Origin of the sequence: Nocardia sp. NPDC051787, from assembly GCF_040681325.1 — a bacterium.
Classification (GTDB): Bacteria; Actinomycetota; Actinomycetes; order Mycobacteriales; family Mycobacteriaceae; genus Nocardia.
Genome location: NZ_JBFAYO010000026.1, coordinates 1 through 23,142, shown reverse-complemented (window position 1 = coordinate 23,142; position 23,142 = coordinate 1). Strand labels below are relative to the sequence as shown.

Annotated in this window: 20 protein-coding genes and 1 tRNA gene; 4 read left to right on the top strand and 17 right to left on the bottom strand. The window is 67.9% G+C overall.

Annotation, left to right across the window (positions count from 1 at the left end; genetic code table 11):
- Positions 1-9: 9 nt before the first annotated feature.
- Positions 10-480, top strand: coding sequence for an SAM-dependent methyltransferase (locus AB0M45_RS24690; protein WP_364333633.1), 471 nt, complete (start codon positions 10-12; stop codon positions 478-480).
- Positions 481-843: 363 nt separating this feature from the next.
- On the opposite strand, the gene AB0M45_RS24685 is transcribed toward AB0M45_RS24690, so the two are convergent.
- From AB0M45_RS24685 to AB0M45_RS24665, 5 genes are all read right to left on the bottom strand, one after another.
- Positions 844-919, bottom strand: a tRNA-Thr gene (locus AB0M45_RS24685).
- Between the two features lie 62 nt (positions 920-981).
- Complete coding sequence (locus AB0M45_RS24680) at positions 982-2,187, bottom strand: DNA polymerase III subunit delta' (RefSeq protein ID WP_364333630.1); 1,206 nt, start codon at positions 2,185-2,187, stop codon at positions 982-984.
- Positions 2,188-2,250: 63 nt separating this feature from the next.
- Positions 2,251-2,757 carry a DUF664 domain-containing protein gene (locus tag AB0M45_RS24675; protein ID WP_364333627.1) on the bottom strand — a complete coding sequence of 169 codons (507 nt, stop codon included), beginning with the start codon at positions 2,755-2,757 and terminating at the stop codon, positions 2,251-2,253.
- 37 nt (positions 2,758-2,794) lie between these two features.
- On the bottom strand, positions 2,795-5,638 hold the full coding sequence (gene topA, locus AB0M45_RS24670) for a type I DNA topoisomerase (RefSeq protein ID WP_364333836.1): 2,844 nt from the start codon (positions 5,636-5,638) through the stop codon (positions 2,795-2,797).
- 376 nt (positions 5,639-6,014) lie between these two features.
- Positions 6,015-6,221: a cold-shock protein gene (locus tag AB0M45_RS24665; RefSeq protein WP_011206895.1), complete on the bottom strand. Its 207-nt coding sequence runs from the start codon at positions 6,219-6,221 to the stop codon at positions 6,015-6,017.
- 436 nt (positions 6,222-6,657) lie between these two features.
- Here AB0M45_RS24665 and AB0M45_RS24660 point away from each other — a divergent pair, with 436 nt between their 5' ends.
- Positions 6,658-9,060 (top strand): DEAD/DEAH box helicase, encoded by a 2,403-nt coding sequence (locus AB0M45_RS24660; protein ID WP_364333621.1) that lies wholly within the window; start codon positions 6,658-6,660, stop codon positions 9,058-9,060.
- A gap of 288 nt (positions 9,061-9,348) precedes the next feature.
- Here AB0M45_RS24660 and AB0M45_RS24655 read toward each other — a convergent pair whose 3' ends face one another.
- The 7 genes from AB0M45_RS24655 to ssd all read right to left on the bottom strand — a co-directional run bounded on the left by AB0M45_RS24655 (position 9,349) and on the right by ssd (position 14,715).
- Positions 9,349-9,837 (bottom strand): Rv3654c family TadE-like protein, encoded by a 489-nt coding sequence (locus AB0M45_RS24655; RefSeq protein WP_364333618.1) that lies wholly within the window; start codon positions 9,835-9,837, stop codon positions 9,349-9,351.
- A gap of 134 nt (positions 9,838-9,971) precedes the next feature.
- Positions 9,972-10,286 carry a TadE family type IV pilus minor pilin gene (locus tag AB0M45_RS24650; RefSeq protein WP_364333615.1) on the bottom strand — a complete coding sequence of 105 codons (315 nt, stop codon included), beginning with the start codon at positions 10,284-10,286 and terminating at the stop codon, positions 9,972-9,974.
- A 59-nt stretch (positions 10,287-10,345) separates the two neighbouring features.
- On the bottom strand, positions 10,346-10,546 hold the full coding sequence (locus AB0M45_RS24645) for a DUF4244 domain-containing protein (RefSeq protein ID WP_364333833.1): 201 nt from the start codon (positions 10,544-10,546) through the stop codon (positions 10,346-10,348).
- Positions 10,547-10,753: 207 nt separating this feature from the next.
- Positions 10,754-11,377, bottom strand: coding sequence for a type II secretion system F family protein (locus AB0M45_RS24640; protein ID WP_364333612.1), 624 nt, complete (start codon positions 11,375-11,377; stop codon positions 10,754-10,756).
- A gap of 159 nt (positions 11,378-11,536) precedes the next feature.
- Positions 11,537-12,331 (bottom strand): type II secretion system F family protein, encoded by a 795-nt coding sequence (locus AB0M45_RS24635; RefSeq protein WP_364333609.1) that lies wholly within the window; start codon positions 12,329-12,331, stop codon positions 11,537-11,539.
- Positions 12,328-13,512: a TadA family conjugal transfer-associated ATPase gene (locus AB0M45_RS24630; RefSeq protein ID WP_364333605.1), complete on the bottom strand. Its 1,185-nt coding sequence runs from the start codon at positions 13,510-13,512 to the stop codon at positions 12,328-12,330. Before AB0M45_RS24630 ends, AB0M45_RS24635 begins: the two co-directional genes overlap by 4 nt.
- A gap of 93 nt (positions 13,513-13,605) precedes the next feature.
- A complete protein-coding gene (ssd, locus tag AB0M45_RS24625) occupies positions 13,606-14,715 on the bottom strand; it encodes a septum site-determining protein Ssd (protein ID WP_364333602.1) in 1,110 nt (369 codons plus the stop codon).
- 528 nt (positions 14,716-15,243) lie between these two features.
- Between ssd and AB0M45_RS24620 the strand changes: the two genes are divergently transcribed.
- Positions 15,244-16,053, top strand: a complete 810-nt coding sequence (locus AB0M45_RS24620; RefSeq protein WP_364333599.1) for an HAD-IB family hydrolase — start codon at positions 15,244-15,246, stop codon at positions 16,051-16,053.
- 492 nt (positions 16,054-16,545) lie between these two features.
- Here the strand turns inward: AB0M45_RS24620 and AB0M45_RS24615 are convergent, their stop codons facing one another.
- From AB0M45_RS24615 to AB0M45_RS24595, 5 genes are read right to left on the bottom strand one after another with little or no spacing between them, the layout of a single operon-like run.
- Positions 16,546-17,292, bottom strand: a complete 747-nt coding sequence (locus AB0M45_RS24615) for an oxidoreductase (RefSeq protein WP_364333596.1) — start codon at positions 17,290-17,292, stop codon at positions 16,546-16,548.
- Between the two features lie 25 nt (positions 17,293-17,317).
- Positions 17,318-19,012, bottom strand: coding sequence for an ABC transporter ATP-binding protein (locus AB0M45_RS24610; RefSeq protein WP_364333593.1), 1,695 nt, complete (start codon positions 19,010-19,012; stop codon positions 17,318-17,320).
- Entirely contained in the window at positions 19,009-19,968 is a 960-nt protein-coding gene (locus AB0M45_RS24605) for an ABC transporter permease (RefSeq protein ID WP_364333590.1), read from the bottom strand. The genes AB0M45_RS24610 and AB0M45_RS24605 overlap by 4 nt, the downstream gene beginning before the upstream one ends.
- Positions 19,961-20,887: an ABC transporter permease gene (locus tag AB0M45_RS24600; protein WP_364333587.1), complete on the bottom strand. Its 927-nt coding sequence runs from the start codon at positions 20,885-20,887 to the stop codon at positions 19,961-19,963. Before AB0M45_RS24600 ends, AB0M45_RS24605 begins: the two co-directional genes overlap by 8 nt.
- A 55-nt stretch (positions 20,888-20,942) precedes the next feature.
- A complete protein-coding gene (locus AB0M45_RS24595; protein WP_364333830.1) occupies positions 20,943-22,532 on the bottom strand; it encodes an ABC transporter substrate-binding protein in 1,590 nt (529 codons plus the stop codon).
- A 402-nt stretch (positions 22,533-22,934) separates the two neighbouring features.
- Between AB0M45_RS24595 and AB0M45_RS24590 the strand changes: the two genes are divergently transcribed.
- A partial coding sequence (locus AB0M45_RS24590) for an acetyl-coenzyme A synthetase N-terminal domain-containing protein (RefSeq protein WP_364333584.1) occupies positions 22,935-23,142 on the top strand: 208 nt, incomplete at its 3' end.

Here is a 23,142-nt window from a genome sequence, read left to right as displayed (position 1 = left end):
CAAGGTCGTATGGCAGACGAAGTATTCGACGTAGTGCCGATTGCCCATGTGGTGGGTGGCCGTCGCGAACCTACAGACGATCACTGGGGCGGCACCCAGGCAATCATCCGCATAGACGATCCCCGGTTCACCGAAGAGTCCGTGCAAGGCTTGGACGCGTTCAGCCACCTCGAAATCGTGTTCCGGTTCCACCTGACCGACCAAACCGATCTGCACTTCGGCGCGCGCAGTGCCCGCGACAACCCCGCATGGCCGAAGGTCGGCATCTTCGGGCATCGGAACATGCGACGCCTCAACTGGCTCGGGGTATCCCGTTCTCGACTGCTCCGAGTAGATGGCCTGGACCTCCACGTAGCCGAACTGGACGCGGTAGACGGCACTCCAGTGCTGGACATCAAGCCGTGGTTTGCGGAGTTCGGCCCACGTGGAGAGGTCCGGCAAGCTCCATGGTCCGCCGAGATGCTCAAAGACTATTTCTAGACCGACGGAATACCCCGCCCCTTCGTGGGAGGAAGGTGGCAGGGCTCGTTGATTCATCGGGCGCGCGTACACCGTGTACGGTCGGTACACCCCTCATTCTCGCTGGTAGATCCCAGTTTTTGAGGGGTGTACGTCTGGTACACCGTGTACGGCTACCCGGCTTCGGTCAACCGGTAGCGGATGCCATATAGCCGGTTTCGGCCTTGATGTCGACACCCCGCGGCCCGCAAGCACTACATCGACAAGCCGCACGAAGCGCCCGACTTCACGGCCATTCTGGACCGACACGGAAGCTAAACCGTGTCGTTTCCGTGTCATCGGGCCTGATCACGGCCCGCAAATATCTGAGTTTCCGCTGGTAGATGGAGCCGCCTGGGGGAATCGAACCCCCGACCTTTTCATTACGAGTGAAGCGCTCTACCGACTGAGCTAAGGCGGCGTGCCTTTCGGCCAAGCGAGTCTATCGTCTCGGGGCCGGATCGCGAAAACGGGTGGTCACGGTCACTGTGCCTGGGCCGCGATCAGGGCTGCGGCCATGGCGGCAAGGGCGAAGCGGGGTTTGACGTTCAGGTCGAGGGCCGCGCGGCAGGCGAGGACGGCCTCGATGGACTGGAGCAGGCCCTCGGGGCGCACGCGGGCGGCCAGGTCGTGGATCTGGTCGGATAGGTCGGGGTGGGTGAGCTCGATGCCGGAATCACGGCGGGCGGCGCCGAACCGGACGGCAAGCGCGTCGCGGTAGACGCCGGCCACGTCGATCAGGGCACGATCGAGGGCGTCGCGGCCGGTGCGCGTGGCGCGGGATTTCTGCCGTCGTTCCAGGTCCTTCAATACGCCGGCGGAACCGCGGGTGGCACTCGCCGCGCCCTTTCCGGTGCCGCCCGCGCCCAGTGCGGTCGCGAGTTCTTCTCGCTCGCGTTCGTCGCGGGTGGCGCTCATCTGCTTGGCCTCGTCGTCGGCCGCGCGCACCAGTTCGTCGGCGGCGGCGTAGGCCGCTCCGGGCTTGCCGACCGCGGCGACCAAGGCCAGTGCACGCTGGCGGCGGGCACGCGCCTCTTCGTCGGTGGCGAGCCTGCGGGCACGTCCCACGTGCCCGCCGCTGATGGAGGCCGCCCAGGTCGCGGTCTTCTCGTCGAGCTTGTCGCGTTCGGTGAGCACCCGCGCGATGGCGGGCACCGATGGCGTCACCAGGTGGACGTGCCTGCACCGGGAGCGCAGCGTGATCGAGATGTCCTCCGGATCCACCGAGGGCGCGCACAGCAGGAACACCGTCCGGTCCGGCGGCTCCTCGACCACCTTGAGCAGCACGTTGCCCGCCGCTTCGGTCAACCGGTCGGCATCTTCGATCACCACCACCTGCCAGCGGCCGGTACTCGGCCTGCGCGAGGCGACCTGCACGATCTCGCGCATCTCCTTGGTGCTGATGCTCAGTCCCTCGGGCACCACCCGGCGCACGTCGCCGTGCGTACCCGCCATGGTCGTGGTGCAGGCGTGGCAGCTGCCGCACCCGGGAGCCTGCGGGTCGGTGCATTGCAATGCGGCCGCGAAGCACAGCGCCGCAACAGATCTGCCCGATCCCGGAGGGCCGGTGAACAACCACGAGTGCGTCATCGCCCCCTCGACCGCGCCCGCGCGCGCCGCGATGGCGGCAGCCGTCAACTCGGACTCGACCGCCTCCTGGCCGACCAACCGATCGAAGACACCCGCCACGCCGTACACCCTAGCCGCCCGCACCGACACCGCCGCCGGGCGTCGGCGCATCGGAACCGCGAGCTAGGAGGCGCGCTGCCGCGTACTGTTCGCGCCGTCCAGCGCCTCGCGGATGATGTCGGCGTGCCCGGAATGGTGCGCGATCTCCCGCAGAATGTGCAGGACGGTATAGCGCACCGACTGCCAGATCCGCTCCGGCGTCCACGGCGCCGTCGGCGTCGGAATCGAGCTGTCGAGGCTGTCCACCGAACGGATCAGCTCGGCCGTTGCCGCGGCGACTTCGTCCCAGGCCGCCAGCAACCCGGACACAGTCTCGTCGGACGCCATGACGTACTCACCCTCGAACTTCGAGACGTCCAGTTCCGCGTGTTCGTCCCGGCGCACGATCACCGAGGTCCAGTGCCGTTCGCAGTTGGTCAGGTGATGCAGTAGACCGCCGAGGGTCAGTTCGCTCACGGTGGTGCGCCGCCGCGCTTGCTCCTCACCGATGCCGCGCAGGGTGATGCGGAAGAGCTCGCGCTGGTCGGCGAGCATCGCGATCAGATCCTCGCGTTCCTGTTCGGTACTCATGGCGCTCACGCTACGGCCGAAGACGAGCCTCGGGCATTCACGCCTTTCCGACGCCGGTCTTCTTCGCGGCCGCCTTCTGCGCCGTGGTCTTCTTGGCGACCGTCTTGGTGGTGGTCGCCTTCTTGGCGGCCGTCTTCTTCGCGGCGGCCTTCTTGGCGGGGGCCTTCTTCGCCGCTGTCTTCTTTGCGGCCTTCTTCACCGGCCCACGCGCCCGCCGATCGGCGAGCAGCTCCATGGCCCGCTCCGGGGTGATCGACTCGATCTCGTCGCCCTTGCGCAGCGTCGCGTTGGTCTCGCCGTCGGTGACGTACGGGCCGAAGCGGCCATCCTTGATCACCATCGGCTTGCCGGAGGCCGAGTCGGTGCCGAGTTCACGCAGCGGAGCCGAGCTCGAACCCTGCCCGCGGCGCTTCGGCTCGGCGTAGATCTTCAGCGCCTCCTCCAGCGTGACGGTGAAGATCTGGTCCTCGGTGTTCAGCGACCGCGAATCGGTGCCCTTCTTCAGATACGGCCCGTACCGTCCGTTCTGCGCCGTGATCTCCTCACCGCTGGCCGGATCGGTACCGACCACACGCGGCAGCGACAGCAACTCGAGCGCGTCGTCGAGCGTGATGGTGGCCAGCTCCATGGACTTGAAGAGCGAACCCGTACGTGGCTTCGGCGCGGCAGCCTTCTTCGCGTTCTTCTTCGCGGGCTCCTGCCCCTCCTCGACCTGCGGCTCAGGCAGGATCTCGGTGACGTACGGACCGAAACGTCCTTCCTTGGCGACGATCTCGTGCCCGGTCTGGGGGTCCACGCCGAGCGACCGGCCTTCCTGCGGCGTCGCGAACAACTTCTCGGCGACCTCGGGGGTCAGCTCGTCCGGCGGGAGATCGTCCGGCAGATTGGCTCGCTGCGAGACCGAATCACCCTCGGGATCATCGGGATTCGTGACCATCCGCTCCAGGTACGGCCCGTACTTCCCGACCCGGACGACGACGTCTCGTCCGTCGGCATCACTGAAGAGCTTGATGGAGTTGATCTCTCGGGCGTCGATGTCGTCGAGCCGGTCGCCGACCATCTTCTTGAGCCCGCCTGAGCGCGCGACCGAGCCCTCGACGCCATGATCGCCGCCGAAGTAGAAGCTGGACAACCAGTTTCCGCGCTGTTCGCGTCCACCCGCGATGGCGTCGAGATCGTCCTCCATGGCCGCGGTGAAGTCGAAGTCGACCAGTCGGCCGAAATGTTCTTCCAGCAGGCCGATCACGGCGAACGCCACCCAGGACGGCACCAGTGCGCTGCCGCGCTTGTACACGTACCCGCGATCGAGAATCGTCTTGATGATGGACGCATACGTCGACGGACGACCAATGCCCAGTTCTTCGAGCGTCTTGATCAGCGACGCCTCGGTGTAGCGGGCGGGCGGATTCGTGCTGTGCCCGTCGGGATTCAGCTCGACCGCGGTGACCGCCTGGCCTTCCTCCAGCGCGGGCAGGCGGGATTCGGCGTCGTCGGACTGACCGCCCGCCTCCTCGTCCACACTCTCCACGTAGGCCTTCAGGAAGCCGGGGAAGGTGATGGTGCGACCGGAGGCGGAGAACACGCACTCCTCACCGGTGCCGGCGACGCCGGTGATGCGCAGGGTCAGCGTGGTGCCCTTGGCATCGGCCATCTGCGAGGCGACGGTGCGCTGCCAGATGAGCTCATACAAGCGGAACTCGTCGTTGTCCAACCGCGAGTGCAGCTGGCCGGGCGTGGCGAACGTATCGCCCGCCGGGCGAATCGCCTCGTGCGCCTCTTGGGCGTTCTTCACCTTGCGGTTGTATTGCCGCGCGGTGGGGTGCACGTACTCGGCGCCGTAGAGCTGGGTCGCCTGCGCACGGGCCGCGGCGATCGCCGACTCCGACAGCGTGGTCGAGTCGGTACGCATGTAGGTGATGTAGCCGTTCTCGTACAACCGCTGCGCGATCCGCATGGTCCGCTCGGAGCTGAAACGCAGCTTCCGCCCCGCCTCCTGCTGCAGCGTCGAGGTCATGAACGGCGGATACGGCTTGCGGCTGTACGGCTTGGCCTCCGCCGAGGAAACCACCAGGTCGGTACCGTCCAGCGCCTCGGCGAGCCGTCGCGCGTAGCCTTCGTCCAGCACCATGACGCCGTTGGTGGCCTTGAGGTGGCCGTCCGGACCGAAATCCCGCCCGGTAGCGACTCTGGCGCCATCGACGGTGACCAGCCGGGCCCCGAAGGCTCTCGGGTTGGTGGTGTCGCCTTCCTCGCCGGTGCCCGCGTCGAGTTTGGCGGCGATGTCCCAGTACTCCGCCGAACGGAACGACATCCGCTCGCGCTCGCGCCGCACGATCACCCGGGTGGCCACCGACTGCACGCGGCCCGCCGACAGCCGCGGCATGACCTTCTTCCACAGCACCGGGCTGACCTCGTAGCCGTACAGCCGGTCCAGGATGCGGCGGGTCTCCTGGGCGTCGACCAGGTCGCTGTCGAGTTCGCGGGTGTCCGCCGCGGCGGCCTGGATGGCGGGCTCGGTGATCTCGTGGAACACCATCCGCCGGACCGGCACCTTCGGCTTGAGCGTCTCGAGCAGATGCCAGGCGATGGCCTCGCCCTCGCGGTCGGGGTCGGTGGCCAGGTAGAGCTCGTCGGCGTCCTTCAGCAGACTCTTGAGCTCGGTGACCTTGGCCTTCTTGTCCGGGCTCACGACGTAGATGGGCTCGAAATCATTGTCCACGTCCACACCGAGGCGCGCCCAGGGCTGCCCTTTGTACTTGGCCGGGACGTCGGCCGCGCCCCGCGGCAGATCCCGGATATGACCGACCGACGCCTCGACCGTGTAGTTACGACCGAGGTACGGCGCGATCTTGCGGGCCTTGGTCGGGGACTCGACGATCACGAGACGACGCAGGGGACGGCCCTGGTCGGCTGCACCGCGGTCTCGTGTTGCCACCGGCGAATACACCTTTCCTGATCGACCCGCGCTGCGTTGTTTCCGCTGTGCGCGGCTGGGGTAAGCGGCTGCGACGGCTGTACGTCGCCACCAGACACGTTTATACCGTGACGCCGCGTGTGGTCGAGTGCTTGCGACTCGAACCACTGAGGGTACGCGCGTCAGTTCGAATCAGTATGCCCTGCCTTTCGGCCACCTCTGCGCGGCGGCGTGCTCGACGGACGTTCCGCCAGTTCGCGCGGGCCGTGTCTACCCCCAGATATAGCTCGTCCCTCACCCCGTTTCCGGCGGTGAGGGACGAGCGGGTGGATCATTGCGCCGCTCAGCTGAGCGCACGCACTCCGGTGGCCTGCGGGCCCTTGGTGCCCTGACCGACCTCGAATTCGACCTTCTGGTTCTCCTCGAGGGTGCGGAAGCCCGAACCCTGGATCTCGGAGTAGTGGACGAAGACGTCAGCGGAGCCGTCCTCGGGCGCGATGAAGCCGAACCCCTTCTCCGCGTTGAACCACTTCACAGTTCCCTGTGCCATTCTGTTCCTTCTCTTTTCTTACCGGAACGGCGGACAACTGGGTTCGTCCACCGGGTCCGTTCCGACCGCTGTACTGTTGGTTCCCCCTGCAGGAAAGCACCAAGCACACCGTTCGCAACATCGATCCTGCTGACGGTTTGGACTTTGGATCCGTCCCTCGAACACAGAAGCTTGCGACCAGGAACCAGTGAACCATGTCTCCGGGCAATTCAACAGTCGAGTTACCGACAATTTGCAAAAAAGTTGATCTTGCGAATGCGCAGGTGAGGGACACAATGGCGGAATCCGGACTTGCAGTTCGTTTGCCTTCTGATAACCGAGTGGACGTTCGGCAATCCAGCTGTGACCCAGGTCGCTATTGGGTATCGAAATGGCAGGTGATGCTTCCCGGACGCACACGTTTCACACTTTCCGAGCGTGTTGCGGGGATCATCTCGTGAATCCAGCCGACTCGGCGGCCCGAGCACAGCCCCGAACCGACCACCGCTACGGCACATCGTTGCTGAATCGTGTCCTAGCCGGAGTCCCGGATGACGACCCCCGGCAGGCGCGCGATTGTCGGCTGACCCATGTCGTCGAGTTGCCGGCGCGGGCGGCCGATCGCACCACCTGGCCCGCATGGGCATCGCCGGACGTGGTCGCGGCGTTGCGCGACACGGGCATAGACGCGCCCTGGAGTCATCAGGCCGAGACGGCAGGCCTGGCTTTCGAAGGTGAACACGTGGTCGTGAGCACCGGGACCGCGTCGGGCAAGTCACTCGGATATCAGCTTCCGGTGCTCACGACGCTGCAAACGGATCCGAAAGCCACCGCGCTGTACCTGGCTCCGACGAAGGCGCTGGGCGCCGATCAGCTGCGTGCCGTCGGGGAACTGACCCACGAAGGTCCGCTGCGGGATATCCGTCCGGCCACCTACGACGGCGACACACCGGCCGAGATCCGGCAGTGGGTGCGCGCCAACGCGCGCTGGATTTTCACCAACCCCGACATGCTCCACCTGGGAATACTTCGGTCGCACCAGCGCTGGGCACGCGTGCTGCGCAGGCTGCGCTATGTGATCGTCGACGAATGCCACGCCTATCGCGGGATCTTCGGCTCGCACGTCGCGCTGGTGCTGCGCAGGCTGCGGCGGATCGCCGCGCGATACGGCGCCGATCCGGTGTTCGTGCTGTGCTCGGCGACCACGGCCGAACCAGCGGCGGCCGCGTCCCGGCTGATCGGCGCGCCCTGTGCGGCGGTCACGCAGGACGGCTCCCCTCAAGGGCCGCGCACGGTCGCGCTCTGGGAACCGCCGCTGCTCACCGCGGTGACCGGCGAGAACGGCGCTCCGGTACGCAGGGCGGCCACCACGGAGGCGGCGCGGATCATGGCGGATCTGGTGGCGGAAGGGGCGCGGACCTTGACCTTCGTCCGCTCGCGCAGGGCCGCCGAGCAGACCGCGATGGATGCCAGGAGGTTGTTGACCGAAGTCGATCCCGACCTCGCCGCGCGGGTGGCCTCCTATCGCGCGGGCTACCTGGCGGAGGACCGGCGCGACCTGGAAGCGGCGTTGTCGGACGGGTCGCTGCTGGGTGCGGCGACGACCAACGCACTGGAACTGGGCGTCGATATCGCGGGGCTTGATGCCGTGGTCATCTCGGGTTTTCCCGGCACGGTCGCATCGTTCTGGCAGCAGGCCGGGCGAGCGGGACGGCGTACCCAGGGATCGCTGGTCCTGCTCGTGGCCCGGGATGATCCACTCGACACCTACCTGGTCCACCACCCGGACGCGCTGCTGGACAAGCCGATAGAGGCCACCATCACCGATCCGCGCAACCCCTACGTGCTCGGTCCGCAACTGCTGTGCGCCGCATTGGAACTGCCGCTCACCGACAGCGAGGTGGACGAGCTCGGCGCCCGCGAAGTGCTGCACGACCTCACCGCGAAAGGGCTGATCAGACGACGCGGGGCGCACAACAGCGCACGGTGGTATGTGACCGCGGAGACGCAGCCGCACGACGCCGTCGACGTCCGAGGGGGAATCGGTACGCCGGTGGCCATCGTGGACGGCGAGACCGGCAGGCTACTGGGCACCGCCGACGCGGGACGGGCGCAGGCAACGCTGCACCAGGGCGCCGTCCACCTCCATCAGGGCGAGACCTACGTGGTCGACGAGCTGGATCTCGAGGATGGTGTGGCCTTCGTGCATGCCGCCGAACCGGGATGGACCACCAGCGCGCGGCAGACGACTTCGATCACCATCGACGCGATGTCCGAGCATCACCGCCACGGTCACGTGACGACAGCTCTGGCGCAGGTGCGGGTCACCAGCCAGGTGATCGGCTACCTGCGCACGCTGGCCACCGGCGAAGTGCTCGACCTCGTGGAACTCGATCTGCCCCCGCGAACACTCCCCACCAGGGCGGTGATGTACACGGTGACACCGGAACTCTTGGCGCTGGCGGGGATCGAACCCCAGGACGTTCCGGGAGCGCTGCACGCGGCCGAGCACGCGGCGATCGGCCTGTTGCCGCTGGTGGCGACCTGCGACCGTTGGGACATCGGCGGTGTCTCCACGGCCGAGCATCCGGACACCGGGCTACCCACGGTCTTCGTCTACGACGGCCAAGCAGGCGGCGCCGGTTTCGCCGAACGCGGGTTCGCCCAGCTGCGGCGGTGGCTTTCGGCGACCCTCGCGGCGATCGAGTCATGCGGGTGCGCCGCCGGCTGCCCGTCCTGCGTCCAATCGCCCAAGTGCGGCAACGGGAACCACCCGCTGGACAAGGCCGGCGCGGCACGCCTGCTCACCGCTGTGCTGGCCGCATTGACCGACGGTGACGGCGTCTCGCTCGATTCGTGACGACGCGGTGCCCGGCACGTGATCGTTTGTCCAGGTTGCCAGCGCACTCGCAGGGAACACTGGGACACCTCCTACTGGTGCGGCACCGCGCAAGCCCACAGAATAAAAAGGAGAGAATTCATGTTAACTAGACTATTGCCACATCGTCCGTTGCGAACATGCGCATTCATTCGTTTTTGATATCCAGAGCGCCGCGGAGAATTGTGCGAGCCGGTTTTTGACCGGCCAGTAGAATTCCCGATTCCCGCCACCCTAAAGCGACGTCCGGGCGGCTGTGTATCGAACTCTTCAGTCTTCAACTGGTCCAGCTCTAGCGATCGCTCGGACACTGCGATCGCCATACAGACCTATTGGTACATTCGTTTCGACAGTGACGGTCACGTCCCACTCCGCGGCCGCACAGATCCGGATCCGTGTCCCCATTCGCCGCGCCACCTCATCCGCCTCGGCACACGCCGGATCCACTCCCTGCACCAATGCGCTCGCCGCGGCCAGCGCCGCCATATCCGCCGCCGCCTGCGCACGATGCCGCGCCACCACTACCGCGCCGACGTGCGCGATCAACAACGTGGCACCGAGCAGCGCCACCAACGCCGAGCCGGCGAACACGGTGCCTACACCGTTCTCGCCGTGAACTGCCTCCGCGAACCGCCGCCAGGCCCCGTGCTCGGTCGGGTCGACGTCTTCATGACGGGTCCGCCCGCGACGCGGACGTCCATGATGCGCATCACCTGCGTGCTGCCGCTCACAGTGGCTCGCCGCTTCCCGCCTGGACACGCGATGAAGTCCAGCCGCAGGCCGCGTGACGCCAGATCTCCCGGTCCGCCGAGCACCACGACCGGTGGCACATTGATGGCGGGCCGGATCGACAAGTGCCGGCTGTGCCCGCGAGCGGAGCGAGGACTTCGCCGTCACGGGGTAGCCCCCGGCTCGAGGGTGGCGACCGCCGCGGCGCGGAGCGTGAGCAGCGGCAGAAGGGGAGTTCGGGCGGAGACGACAGCGACCACACGGGTGCCTTCGGTGCGCAGAGCGATGTCGGCCGACGGCGGGGCGATCCGGTGGGCCGTGGGTACGGCATTGCCGTGATCGCCCCGCGCGGCCAAACGCGCCGCCTCGCGGGCGGCATCGACGCAGCGGACCTGCGTCGACGCCGCCAGCAAGGCACCGAGACACAGCACGACGGTGGCGACGACTGCGGTCAGTGCGAGCGCCGCCTCAACTGTCACCGCACCTCGGTCGTCACTCCGACTCGGCCGACCGTGATGCTCCCCACCGATGCCGCCGCCTACACCGAAGTGTTGAGCGCCCGATCGATGATCTTCGTCAGCGCGTTCACGATGCTGTCGCCCGTCACTACGCCGTAGAGCACCGCACCGAACGCCGCCGCCGCGATCGTGCCGATCGCGTACTCCGCCGTGCTCATGCCGTCCTCCGCGACCAACGCCTGCACCGCTCGCCCGCGCAGGCCCGTATATATAGCCTGCAGTCGCTGGCCGACGGACCTCGTCACCCACTCGATACGCACGCGATTCCCCTCTCTTTCTGGCCCGTGCGGCCCCTCCGCACGAGCACGCTTCCCCCGACGCACGGCGCAGCGCGGTCCCACGCCACCGCATCGAACCCAGCCGGCCGATCCGAATCCGCTCGGCTGCGGCGCAGGAACGCGTCGCCGCTGAGGAGGCGCTCGGTGGGATCACAGCAGACCGCCGCCGAGTACCCTGCCCGCCAAGCCGATGACCACAGGCACGATGCCGAGGCAGACGAACGCGGGAAGGAAGCACAAGCCCAGCGGTCCGCCGATCAGGATGCCTGCGCGTTCCGCCTTCGCGGCGGCCGCGTCTTCGACCGCAGCCCTGCGCTGTTCGGCCAGCTCGCCGACCGCGACCGCCAGTGATGCACCGGACCGGGCCGAACGGCGCGCCATCCTGGCCAGCGATTCGATCTCGGCGGCCCCCGGACGCCCGGCTCCATCCCGGGCGACCTGTTCCCACACGGTGACCGCGTCCGCGCCCAGCGCGAGCAGATCCGCCGCCCGCCGCAGTGCTCCGCCCAGTGGTTCCGGCGCCTCGGGCGCCACGGCCCGCGCCGCGCCCGCCATCGGCAGGCCGGCTCGCAGGCACGCAGCCAGCAGGTCGAAGACCGAGGCGGCGGCCAGCGGATCGGCGTTCCGGTTTCCTCCACGCGACACCTCGACCGGCCCGCCGACCGGCTGGCGGAGGGCACGCAACCGCCGACTGACCGCCACCCGTCCCGGCAGTAGTGCCAGGGCAATCGCCAACAACAGCAGCGGTGCCACCGTCTCCGTCGTCACTGTCATCCCAATCCTCCATTCCCGGAGCAGATGCGTGAAAATCCCTCGCGCACAGCGTCAACGGCAGCAGAGGCACTCGCGCCCAAACCGTTCCGAGCAACAAGTGCATGAACCACACGCGACGCAGCCACAGCGCCCGATCAGGACGTATCGATGAAAGCATTCTCACGCCAGCACCTTTCGCGTAATTCCATCGGTCCACAGCAACCCGGCACAGGCCAGCCCGGTGCCAAGGGGCAGCAACACCCGGCCTGCGGATGAGGCGAAGAGGACATGCAGAGGAGAAGCGCCCATCATCTGGCCGAGCGCGATACCGAGACACGGCAGACAGGCCAGAACCGCTGCGGTGGCGCGGGCACCGGCCAACGCCGCGGTGGTGCGGCCGTGAAACCGGATGCGCTCCGTGAGGTCCGTACGGGCTGCCGACAGCAACTCGGCGAGTGCGAGACCGTGCTGCTCGGCGACCTGCCACGCGCCGGCGATGCGGGACAGTTCCTCCGCCACAAGGGACTCCGGTCGGCGCAGCCCCTCGGCCGCTGATCCGCCGAGCCGACTGCGTGCCGCGCCGACAGCGAAGACTCGTGCCGACTCGCCGGGTACCTCACGCGCCGCGACCTCGGCGGCCGTACTCGGATGGGCGCCTACCCGCAACTCGCCGATGACGGCTTCCAGCGCCTCGAGCAGGTAGCCGCGCTCGACGTTCCTGCGCCGGTCCCGCGCGGACCGGCGGACCCGCAGCCCCAGCGTCCCTGCGATCATGCTCGCCGCGAGGAAAGGACCTGGTCCGAGCGGGACGAGTACGGCTACAACGCCTGCGATGGCACCAGCGCGAGCCATGGTGCTCCACGCGAGCCTCCGGCGCTCGCCTCGTCCGACGAACATCCGGGCGAACCGGCGTCGTGATCCAGGCGCGGGGACCGCGACCAGCGCCAGCGCGAGACACACCATCGCCGCGGTCATCCGTCGAGCCGTTCGGCAAGCAGGCGGGACAGGTCGGCGGCGGCGGGAGCCACGCCCGTGGAGTGCCACGCGGGCGTGATTCGCACTCGGCCACCGTCGGCGCGGTGCACCAGGCCGATCTCACGCAGTCCGCGCGTGCCGTCGGATCGGCGGTGCACATGAAGGACGACTTGAACCGCGGCGGCGAGTTGACTGTGCAGTGCCGCGCGGTCCATCCCACCCAGCGCGGCAAGGGCCTCCAAGCGCGCGGGGACCTCCCGCGGCGAGTTGGCGTGCACGGTGCCCGCGCCGCCGTCGTGACCGGTGTTCAACGCGGTCAGCAGGTCGACGACCTCGGCGCCTCTGACCTCGCCGACCACGATTCGGTCCGGACGCATACGCAGTGCCTGCCGGACCAGATCGCGCACGGTCACCGCACCGACGCCCTCGACGTTCGCGGTCCTGGCAACCAAGCGGACGACGTGGGGATGCGGCGGTGCGAGCTCGGCGGCGTCTTCGACGCAGATGATCCGCTCGGTCGGATGCACCGTGGCCAGCAGACCGGACAGGAGCGTCGTCTTCCCCGCCCCGGTGCCGCCGACCACCAGGAACGCCAGACGTGCCCGAACAATCCGCTCCAGCAACAGCTTTGCCTCCGCCGGCACCGCACCCACCGACGCGAGCGCGTCCAACCCCTGTGTAGCCGGGCGAAGTACGCGCAGCGAAAGGCAGGTGCCGCCGTGGGCGACCGGCGCGAGTACCGCGTGCAAGCGGACACCGAACGAATCCCCCAGCGCCGCACCGGTCCCGGACAGCCGGCCGTCCACCCAAGGTTGTGCGTCGTCGAGCCGCCGTCCCGCTGACAGTGCCAGGCGCTGCGCGAGCCGCCGGACCGCGGCCTCGTCGGGGAACTTGATGGAGGTCTTCTCCAGTCCACGTCCGCGATCGATCCACACCGCGTCCGGGCCGGTTACCAGCACGTCCGCGACGTCCGGATCGTGCAACAACGGTTCGAGCACGCCCGCGCCAGTCATCTCGGTCTGCAACAACCGCAGTGCCCGCAGCAGGTCGGTGTCGCCGAGCACGCCGCCTGCCTCGGCCCGGATCGCGGCGGCGACCTGGGCCGGATCCGGGTCACCCGTCTCTGTGGCCAGTCGCTCGCGCACTCGATCCAGCAGCTCACGCGTCAGTAACGGACTCATGCCTGCACCTCGCTGACACTCCTCGGGTCCGGCATGACCGCGAATGGTGCCGTATCCATCGTTCGCCCGCTCCACTCACTCATGGCTGCCTCGTCACCGTCGCTGCCCAGCTGGTGCGCTGAGTACACCGAGGACCGCGTCGGCGGCATCGCGCAGTGGTCCCCGGCGGCGCACCGAGACCGCGCCACGCTCCAGACGGTGCGCGAGCCCGGTTTGGGCGCGGACGGCGGCGAGCAGGGGAAGATCGAGCACTTCGGCGACCTCGTCTCCACGTAGTCCACCGGGTGCCGGACCACGAACGATCAAGCCCTGGTTCGGGTTTCGCCGAGCGATGTGGGCGGACACCGCTTCGGCGGCGGCGACCGCCCGCAGCCGCGCCGGAACGACCAACACGACAAGATCCGCCGCGTCGAGCATCTGGTCGGCATGCGCCCCGCGCTCACCCGAAATGTCGCAAACTACGAAATCGCCTGCGGCACGGCCTGCTTCGAGCACCGCACGGACACTGGCCGCGCCGAGTTCGCGCGGCAACCGTCCCGCACCACATCGAGCGCAGGACAGCACCGCAAGGCCGGGCGCGGCCTCCGGCAGCGCGCCGTGCAGCGCGGCCGCGGACACCCGTCCGTCCTCGACAACCAGGTCGGGCCAGCGCGGGCCCGCTGTGGTCTCGATGCCGAGCAGCAGGTCGAGCCCTCCTCCGAAGGGTGCGCCGTCGACCAGCAAGGTCTCGCGCCGGAACCCCCCGGCCGCGGCGCGCAGTGCGACCGCGACGGCCAATGTGGACGCCCCTGCCCCACCGCCTGCCCCGGCGACGGCGACGACCACCCCGTCGCCCGCACGCCGCTCGCCGTACTCAGCAAACGTCTCGATGAGCCCCACGGCGGAACCCGGCAGAGCGATAACCCGCTCGGCGCCGGCCGATGCCGCGACCTGCCAATCGAGCAAACCTGGCTCACCGTCGGTTACCAGCACCACCCCGGTCCGGCGCAGATACCCGCCCGCCGCCACGTCTCGTGCGGCATTTGTGTCGAGGATCACCAACGCCGCGCCGGTCCAGGCATGCCTTCCGACAGGTTGCGACGGCTCGTCGAGGTCCCGTTCGGCGGCGGCCGCGATGCGCCGGACTTCGTCACGCAAGCGGGCGTCGTGGATCAGCACGAGGGCCGGCGGCGCGCCGCTTGGCGCCGAGTGGTCGAGATTCATGCAGGTCAGCGTGGCCGAATCCGACCCGGCAAAGAAGGGGGTCCGTGCCGAATGTGGATAACTCACGGGCTGTGGACAACTTCTCGAGCCACGCCGCCAAACGAATCGTCCCGGAAATAGAGGACGGCCCCAGCCGGGGGGGGAGGAGGCTGGGGCCGTCGGGTTCAGCCCCGGGGGGTCGGGCTGAACGCGCCTGGACCATGTCCAGGTGCCAGCAATACTACACCTATTCCCCGGCCACGACGCAAGTCCGGAATCGGAGAAGTTTGCGGCCACCCCAGCCCCGGCGTCTGCGGGGCAAACCCTCCGGCACGGTCTCCCACCGCGGCCCGCCCCCGACCAGGACACCCCATGCCCAATGGACGCACCTGGACAAAGTCCGCCTCCAGCCCCGCCGAGCCAAGGCAGAGGCAGCGGCAGAGGCAGAGGCAGCCGCGGCAACGACACGACCGCACGAAGTTCCACTGAAGTCCGTCCGTAGCTCGCGCCGGGCCGAGCGGAGGCGAGGCCGCCGCCTATCCTGGTCGGGTGGACAACCCACCCACCACGGGCGGTCGCGTCGCCGCCTTCTTCGATCTGGACAAGACCGTGATCGCGAAATCGAGCACGTTCGTGTTCAGCAAGCCCTTCTACGCCCAGGGGCTCTTGAACCGCCGCGCCGTCCTGGAGAGCAGCTACGCCCACTTCCTGTTCCTGCTGTCGGGGGCCGACCACGATCAGATGGAGCGGATGCGCGCCCACCTGACCAGCATGTGCGCGGGCTGGGATGTCGAGCAGGTGAAATCCATTGTGGGCGAGACACTGCACGAGCTGGTCGAGCCGCTGATCTACGCGGAGGCGGCCGACCTGATCGCCGACCACAAGATCCGGGGGCACGACGTGGTGATCGTGTCGGCCTCCGGCGAGGAGATCGTCGCCCCCATCGCCGAAGCGCTCGGCGCCTCGCATACCGCCGCCACCCGGATGGTGGTGGTGGACGGCAAGTACACCGGCGAGGTCGAGTTCTACTGCTACGGCGAGGGTAAGGTCGCCGCGATCGAAAAGCTCGCCGCCAGCGAGGGTTACGACCTGTCGCGCTGCTACGCCTACTCCGACTCGATCACCGATCTGCCGCTGCTCGGCGCGGTAGGGCACCCGACCGCGGTCAATCCGGACCGCAATCTGCGCCGGGAGGCCACCGCGCGCGGCTGGCCCATTCTGACCTTCTCCAACCCCGTGTCGCTGTGGGCGCGCTTCCAGGCGCCGTCGTCCACCACGCTCGCGGCCACGGCCGTGGTCGGTGTGAGTGCGGTACTGGCCGGCGCGATCAGCTATCGGATCCTGCGCCGTCGCCGCTGAGGTTCGAACGTTCGGGCGCCGCCCCGCGCGGGTCGCCAGGTCCTTGCCAGTAGGTTCGCTTACTCCGCACAAGGGGCGAAGGACCAGGGATTTTACCCACGAAACGCCCAAAAACACGCCGTTTATTCAATGCCATCGGAACCCTTGCTGTGAATGCGGTCACAGTGTAGAAAGGTAACTACGGAAGGGCGGAAGGCCTAGGCAGTACCAGAAGAGAAGGGACTGTCTCCCTGCCTTCCTTCCCAGCACGGACACCAGGCACCCACGCGGAGCACGCCGCGACAAGGGCAGAAGCGTTGTGGGCCTGCGAAATCCGGGTATTCGACGGCGAGGGCCTCGCACAGGTTGCGGGGATGAACCGGCGATATCCGGATGGTCGCCGAGGCCGCAGAACACAACCCAACCAGCACGCTTGGTAACCCGGTAGTCCGTGCTAGCGGGCGGTGAGGTCGACAGACAACGCCGCCCGCTTTGACGTGTAGGGGGCCGCCGTTATCCCACCGCCGAGTCGGCGATCGATGTGGCTTCGCGCGCCCCGTCCTCGAAGGCCCCGCAGCAGAAGATCACCCAGCCGCCCACGGCCTCCGGATCTCCGGTCCCGAACCCGGCGGCAGCGTCGAGATAGGCCTGGCGCCTACGCAACCAGAACACCTCCGGTACACCGAGACTGTGTGGGTCCAGCCCACTGGACACGGCGACCAGGCGTGAGGCCGCCCGCGCGACTACGCCGTCCGCCGTCCCGAACGGTCGCAGCGCTAATAGCTCACCGTGTACTACCGCGGCGATCACCGGTGCCGGCGCTCGCGAGCCGAGCACCGTTTGCGCCAACAGATCCAGCCGCTGCGCCACACCCGCCTCGCCCCGCGGCCTGCCGAGCGACTCCTCCACCGAGACCAGATCCGCGGCGGCGAGCAGATGCAGCCGCGCCAGCGCCTGCAGCGGCGCCCGCTGCCAGGTGGCTACCAGGTTCCGCAATGCGTCACCGTCCAACGCCTGCCCCACCCGCAACGAACCGGCCAGGATCGGATCGGCCACGCGGCCGTCGGCCGGGAGTTCCGTGCTGCCGCCATCGATAGCGGCCGAGGAACGGGCCGCACGCACCGCGGCCTCGGCCGCCGTGGTCGGCCATCCACGACGGTTCGCCTTGTGCCGGTGCACCTCGGCGAGCGCGTCGCGGGCACGGTCGGCCGCGTCCCGGACACCCGGTAGATCGGCGAGGGGCTGTAGCGGATCGGTCACGGCATACGAGGCTACTTGCCTGCCCTTACCCGGCCAGCAGGGCGCGCCCCGGGATCGCGTCGAGCAGCTTGCGGGTGTACTCCTGGCGCGGGTTGTCGAACACCTCGTCGATGGAAGCCGCCTCGACCACCTTCCCGCGCTGCATGACCAGCACGTCGTCGGCGATCTGCCGGACGACGGCCAGATCGTGGGTGATGAACAGATACGTCAGCCCCAACTCGGCCTGCAGCTCGCCGAGCAGCCGCAGGATCTGTGCCTGCACCAGTACGTCGAGTGCGGACACCGCCTCGTCGCACACCACCACCTCGGGCCGGAGCGCCAGCGCCCGAGCCACGGCCACCCGCTGACGCTGCCCGCCGGACAGCTCGTTCGGGTAGCGCCGCAGCACGCTGGACGGCAGCGCGACCTTGTCGAGCAGTTCCCGAACGGTCGCCTCGCGCTCCCCGGGCGTGCCGATCCGGTGCGTGCGCAGGGGCTCTTCGATGGTGCGGTAGATCGTGTACATCGGGTCGAGCGAGCCGTAGGGGTCCTGGAAGACCGGTTGCACCCGGCGCCGGAAGGCGAAGGCGCCCTTGCGATCCAGCGTGGCGACATCGTTGCCGTCGAAGGTGACGGATCCGGATGTCGGGGCGAGCAGACCGAGCACCATCCGGGCCACCGTCGTTTTGCCAGAGCCGGATTCGCCGACGATCGCCGTGGTGCGACCGCGGCGTAGCCGGAACGACACATCGTCCACCGCGACGAACTCGGTCGATTTCCACGGCACGCGGTCGCGGATACGGAATGTCTTGGTCAGGTTCTCGGCCACGACCACCTCGTCCGGACCCACCGTGGGCTCGGCATCGGCCGCCGCGGCCTGCTCGGCCACCCGCACCGCCTGCGCGCGGACCTCGGCCCGCCGCCGCACCGACGACTGCCGCTGCGCGGCCAGCGAGGGCGCCGAGCTCACCAGCCGCTTGGTGTACTGGTGCTGAGGATCGCGCAGGATCCGCAAGGCCGGGCCGGATTCCACCACCCGCCCGCGATACATCACCACCAAGTGTTCGGCGCGCTCCGCCGCGAGTCCGAGATCGTGGGTGATCAGCAGGACCGCCGTGCCGAGTTCGGTGGTGAGCCGATCGAGATGGTCGAGGATCTGCCGCTGCACGGTCACGTCCAGCGCCGAGGTCGGCTCGTCGGCGATGAGCAGTTCGGGACGGCAGGCCAGGCCGATCGCGATCAGCGCGCGCTGGCGCATGCCGCCGGAGAACTCGTGCGGATACTGGTTCACCCGGCGTCCGGCATCGGGCATGCCCGCTTCCTCCAGTAGTTCCACGGCTCGCTTGCCGGCCGCTCTGCCCTTCGCGATGCCGTTGGCCTCCAGGGTCTCCCGGATCTGGAACCCGATCTTCCAGACCGGATTCAGATTCGACATCGGGTCCTGCGGCACGAATCCGATGCCGCTGCCGCGGACGGCGACGATGTCTCGTTTCGAGGCCGCGGTGAGGTCCTTGCCGTCGAACAGGATCGAGCCGGAGGTGACCCGTCCCGTTCCCGGCAGCAGATCGATGATGGCGTGCGCCGTGGTCGATTTGCCCGAGCCCGATTCGCCGACGATGGCCACGGTCTGGCCCGCGTACACCGAGAGGCTCACGTCCCGTACCGCGGGCACTTGCTTGCCATCGGCGGTGAAACTCACGTTCAGGTCGGTGATCTCGAGCAGCGGCTGCCCGTCCCTCATCGCTTCCTCGCCTTCGGATCGAGGGCGTCCCGCATCGCGTCGCCCAGCATGATGAAACTCAGCACGGTCAGTGCCAGAGCCGTCGCGGGATAGAACAGGATCGCCGAGGTGCGGATCTCCTTTTGCCCGGTGGCGATATCCGCGCCCCAGGACACCACCGTGCGTGGCAACCCGACGCCGAGGTAGGACAGTGTCGCCTCCGTGACGATGAATACGCCCAGCCACAGCGTGGTGACCACGATCAGCGGTCCCGCCGCGTTCGGCAGCACATGGCGTAGCAACGTCTGTAGCCGGGACACTCCCAGCGCCTGTGCCGCCGTGACGTAGTCGCTGTTCTTGGCCTGGATCACCGCGCTGCGGGCGATCCGCGCCGCCTGTGGCCAGGTGAACGAGGCGAGGATGATGATCACGGTCCAGATCGTGCGCGCATCCAGCAGCTGCATGATCACGATGGCGGCCAGCATCAGCGGAATCGCGTAGAAGATCTCGGCGACCCGGGATACGAACGCGTCCAGTAGTCCGCCGTAGAAGCCCGACAGCGCCCCCAGCGTGCCGCCGATCAGCACGAAAAGCACGGTCGCGCCCACTCCGGCCAGCACGGAAGCCCGTGCGCCGTAGACGGTTCGGGCGTAGATGTCGCATCCCTGCTTGTCGAAGCCGAAGGGGTGGCCCGCGCTGCGCGGGTCCATGCTGAAGTCGCCGTGGCAGTAGCGCGGGTCCTGGCTGGTGAACCAGCCCGGCCAGATCACCACGATCAACACGAACACGATCAGCACCGCCGCGGCGATGAAGATCGGATTGCGTCGCAGCTGTCGCCACGCGTCGCGCCAAATGCTGGTGGGCGCACCGGAATCCACGACGACGTCGGTCGCGAGCACTTCCACCTCGTCGGGCGGCGCGACGAAGTGCTCGTGGCCGCGGCGCTCCTGGCCGCCGCCCTTGGTCGGGTCAGGCATAGCGAATCCTCGGGTCGAGTGCGGCGTAGAGCAGGTCGACGACCAGGTTGGTGATCAGGAAGATGACGATCAGCACCGTGACGAACGAAACCACCGTCGGCGGTTCGCCCCGGGTGATCGCCTGGTAGAGCGTGCCGCCGACGCCCGGAATGTTGAAGATCCCCTCGGTGACGATCGCACCGCCCATCAGGGCGCCGAGATCGGCGCCGAGGAAGGTGATCACCGGGATCATCGAGTTGCGCAGGATGTGCACGGTCACCACGCGGCGCCTGCCGAGCCCCTTGGCCGTCGCGGTGCGGACGTAATCGGCGGACATATTCTCCGCCACTGAGTTTCGCGTCAACCGCAGCACGTAGGCGAACGAGAGCGATCCGAGCACGAACGCCGGGACCAGCAGTTCACCGATCGTCGCCCGACCGGAGACGGTCACCGGCGCGATTCCCCATTTCACGCCGAGCAGGAACTGCGCGAGGAAGCCGACCACGAAGACCGGAACCGCGATGACGATCAGGCTGATCACCAGCATCGTCGAATCGAACAGCCTGCCTTTGCGCAACCCCGCGATCAGCCCGAACGCGATGCCGAACACGGATTCGACGAGCACCGCCAGCAACGCGAGCTCGATCGTGATCGGGAACGCGCGCGCGAGTTCGTCCCGCACCGGCCTGCCGGAGAAGGCCGTTCCGAAGTCCAGCGTGACGATGCCCTTCAGATACAGCAGATACTGCACGAGGAACGGCTCGTCGAGGTGGTAGCGCGCCCGCAGCTGCGCCTCCACCGCGGGCGTCATCGGCTTGTCACCGGCCAACGCGTGGATCGGGTCGCCGGGAACGAGGAACACCAGGGCGTAGATGAGCAGCGTCGCCCCGAGGAACACGGGGATCATCTGAAGCAGACGCCGCAGGACATACCAGGCCATTTCGCCTCCTGGGTCAGCGCTGCCCGCGCCGGAGGCGACGCAGGGCGGCGGGCGGCTACTTCTCGATGTTCTCGAAGTCGAACAGGCCGTTCCAGGCCAGTTCGGCCTTCGACACCCGGGCCGAGCGGCCCGCGGCGGCCACGTAGTCGAGCACCGGGATGTCGGCCATGTCCCTGATCAGCAGGGACTGGGCCTGCGCGATGATCTTGTAGGACTCTTCCTGGGTCGGCGCGGCCTGGGCGGCGTCGAGCAGGCGGTCGAATTCGGGGTTGTTGTAGTCGACGTTGTTGGTCTCGGAGTAGCTGTAGTACTGCGAAGTGAGGAACTGCAGCATGGTCGGGTAGTCGCCCTGCCAGCCGTAGCGGAACGCCTTGTTGATCGTGTGGCCGTTGATCTCGTCACGGATGTTCTTGAACGTCGGGTACGGCGTGCCGACGGCGTCGATGCCGAGGACGTTCTTCACGCTGTTCGCCACGGCCTCGACCCAGGCCTGGTGGCCGCCGTCGGAGTTGTAGGCGATCTCGTAGCGGCCCGACCAGGGCGCGATCGCGTCGGCCTGCGCCCACAGTTTCTCGGCCTCGTCGGGGTTGTACTTCAGCACCTCCGAGCCGGGCAGGTTCGGGTCGAAGCCGGGCAGCGTGCTCGCGGTGAAGTCGCGCGCCGGAATCCGGGTGCCGTGGAAGATGTTCTCCGAGATCTGCTCTCGGTTGATCGCCATCGAGATCGCCCTGCGCCGCAGCAGCCCTTCCTGGCCGGAGAAGTGCGGCACGTTGGACTGGATGCCGATGTGCTGGTTCTGCGCGGTGGGGTTGGTGATCGCGCGGTCGCCGAGATCCTGTTTGTAGGAAGTGAGCGCGCTGTCCGGCACGGTGTCGAGCGCGTCGAGGTTTCCTGCCTGCAGGTCCGCATAGGCGGTGTCGAAGGATTGATACATCACAAACCGCAGACCCTTGTTCTTGGCCGGGCGACCACCGGGGTAGTCCGGATTGGGCACCAGATCGATCTTGACGTTGTGCTCCCACGCCCCGGTGCGCGCGAACTTGTAGGGGCCGTTGCCGATCGGGTTCTCGCCGAACGCTTTCATGTCCTTGAACGCCGCCTCCGGCAACGGATAGAACGGTGCGTACCCGAGCCCGGTCTCGAAGTCGATCGAGGGCGCCTTCAGCTCGATGGTGAAGGTGCGGTCATCGATCACCTTCAGCCCGGACATCGTCTGTGCCGTCGGCCTTTCCGCGGACACCTCGTCGAAACCGAGGATGGGGCTGAACACATAGCTCTGCAGCTGCGCGTTGGTGCCGAGCGCACCATGGTTCCACGCGTCGACGAACGACTTGGCCGTCACGGGCGTGCCGTCGGTGAACTTCCAGTTCGGCTTTATGGTCACCCGGAAGTTCTTGCGATCCGCGGTCTGGATCGACTCCGCGATTTCGTCATGCGCCTTGCCGTTGGCGTCGTAGTACTTCAAGCCCGCGAACAACCGATCGACCACACGGCCACCCATGTTCTCGTTGGTATTGGTGGGTACCAACGGATTCTGCGGCTCGCCGCCATTGACGGTGACGATGTCGGCATCGGCGCCGTCGCCAGGGGAACAGGCGGCCAGCCCGAGGCTCGTGGCCAGTAATACTGCCGCGGTCAGCGCCATCGCTCTGTGGAATTTCAACGCATTCTCCCGTTGCGAGAAGGGGGGAGCCGGGCGGCACCCGCGCGAAGTCCACCAGCGCATGCCGACACGATCCGCCTGTGTGGTTGGCAGAGTAACCACCGGCGCGGGCACTGTCACCGGATTGATCCGACTTCGTTGCACTTGTTACCGATCCGGCAACATCGCCGAAACACCCCAAGTTTGGTGCATAAATACCCGCGCGGCCGCAACATTGCCTCCGCCGAGGTCGCCGCGTCCGGGCGGCCTCCGGGCGGACGCGCGACGGCGTGACGGCCGCGAAACCCGGCCGACACACCGCACGCGGCGTAGGTCACAGTTGATTACTGTCGAACTCGGCTGCGTCGAATCGTGCGCTCAGGCTACGTGGAAAGAAGAGACGAAATGACTGAAACCACCGCCGACCACAGGGACTCGTACCCACCCACCCCGGAGTTCGCCGCCGCGGCGAACGCCGACGCCACGCTGTACCAGCGGGCCGCGGCCGACCGCGAAGCGTTCTGGGCGGAGCAGGCCGGGCGGTTGCATTGGCATCAACCGTTCGAGCAGGTGCTGGACTGGACCGCCGCGCCGGTGGCGCGGTGGTTCGTCG

What these genes read in the sequence shown, in the direction of transcription:
- AB0M45_RS24690 (WP_364333633.1), top strand. Translation starts at nt 10, where the DNA reads ATGGCAGACGAAGTATTCGACGTAGTGCCGATTGCCCATGTGGTGGGT.
- AB0M45_RS24675 (WP_364333627.1), bottom strand. Translation starts at nt 2,757, where the DNA reads ATGAGTACCGAACAGGAACGCGAGGATCTGATCGCGATGCTCGCCGAC.
- AB0M45_RS24665 (WP_011206895.1), bottom strand. Translation starts at nt 6,221, where the DNA reads ATGGCACAGGGAACTGTGAAGTGGTTCAACGCGGAGAAGGGGTTCGGC.
- AB0M45_RS24640 (WP_364333612.1), bottom strand. Translation starts at nt 11,377, where the DNA reads ATGACAGTGACGACGGAGACGGTGGCACCGCTGCTGTTGTTGGCGATT.
- AB0M45_RS24635 (WP_364333609.1), bottom strand. Translation starts at nt 12,331, where the DNA reads ATGACCGCGGCGATGGTGTGTCTCGCGCTGGCGCTGGTCGCGGTCCCC.
- AB0M45_RS24630 (WP_364333605.1), bottom strand. Translation starts at nt 13,512, where the DNA reads ATGAGTCCGTTACTGACGCGTGAGCTGCTGGATCGAGTGCGCGAGCGA.
- ssd (WP_364333602.1), bottom strand. Translation starts at nt 14,715, where the DNA reads ATGAATCTCGACCACTCGGCGCCAAGCGGCGCGCCGCCGGCCCTCGTG.
- AB0M45_RS24610 (WP_364333593.1), bottom strand. Translation starts at nt 19,012, where the DNA reads ATGAGGGACGGGCAGCCGCTGCTCGAGATCACCGACCTGAACGTGAGT.
- AB0M45_RS24605 (WP_364333590.1), bottom strand. Translation starts at nt 19,968, where the DNA reads ATGCCTGACCCGACCAAGGGCGGCGGCCAGGAGCGCCGCGGCCACGAG.
- AB0M45_RS24600 (WP_364333587.1), bottom strand. Translation starts at nt 20,887, where the DNA reads ATGGCCTGGTATGTCCTGCGGCGTCTGCTTCAGATGATCCCCGTGTTC.
- AB0M45_RS24595 (WP_364333830.1), bottom strand. Translation starts at nt 22,532, where the DNA reads ATGGCGCTGACCGCGGCAGTATTACTGGCCACGAGCCTCGGGCTGGCC.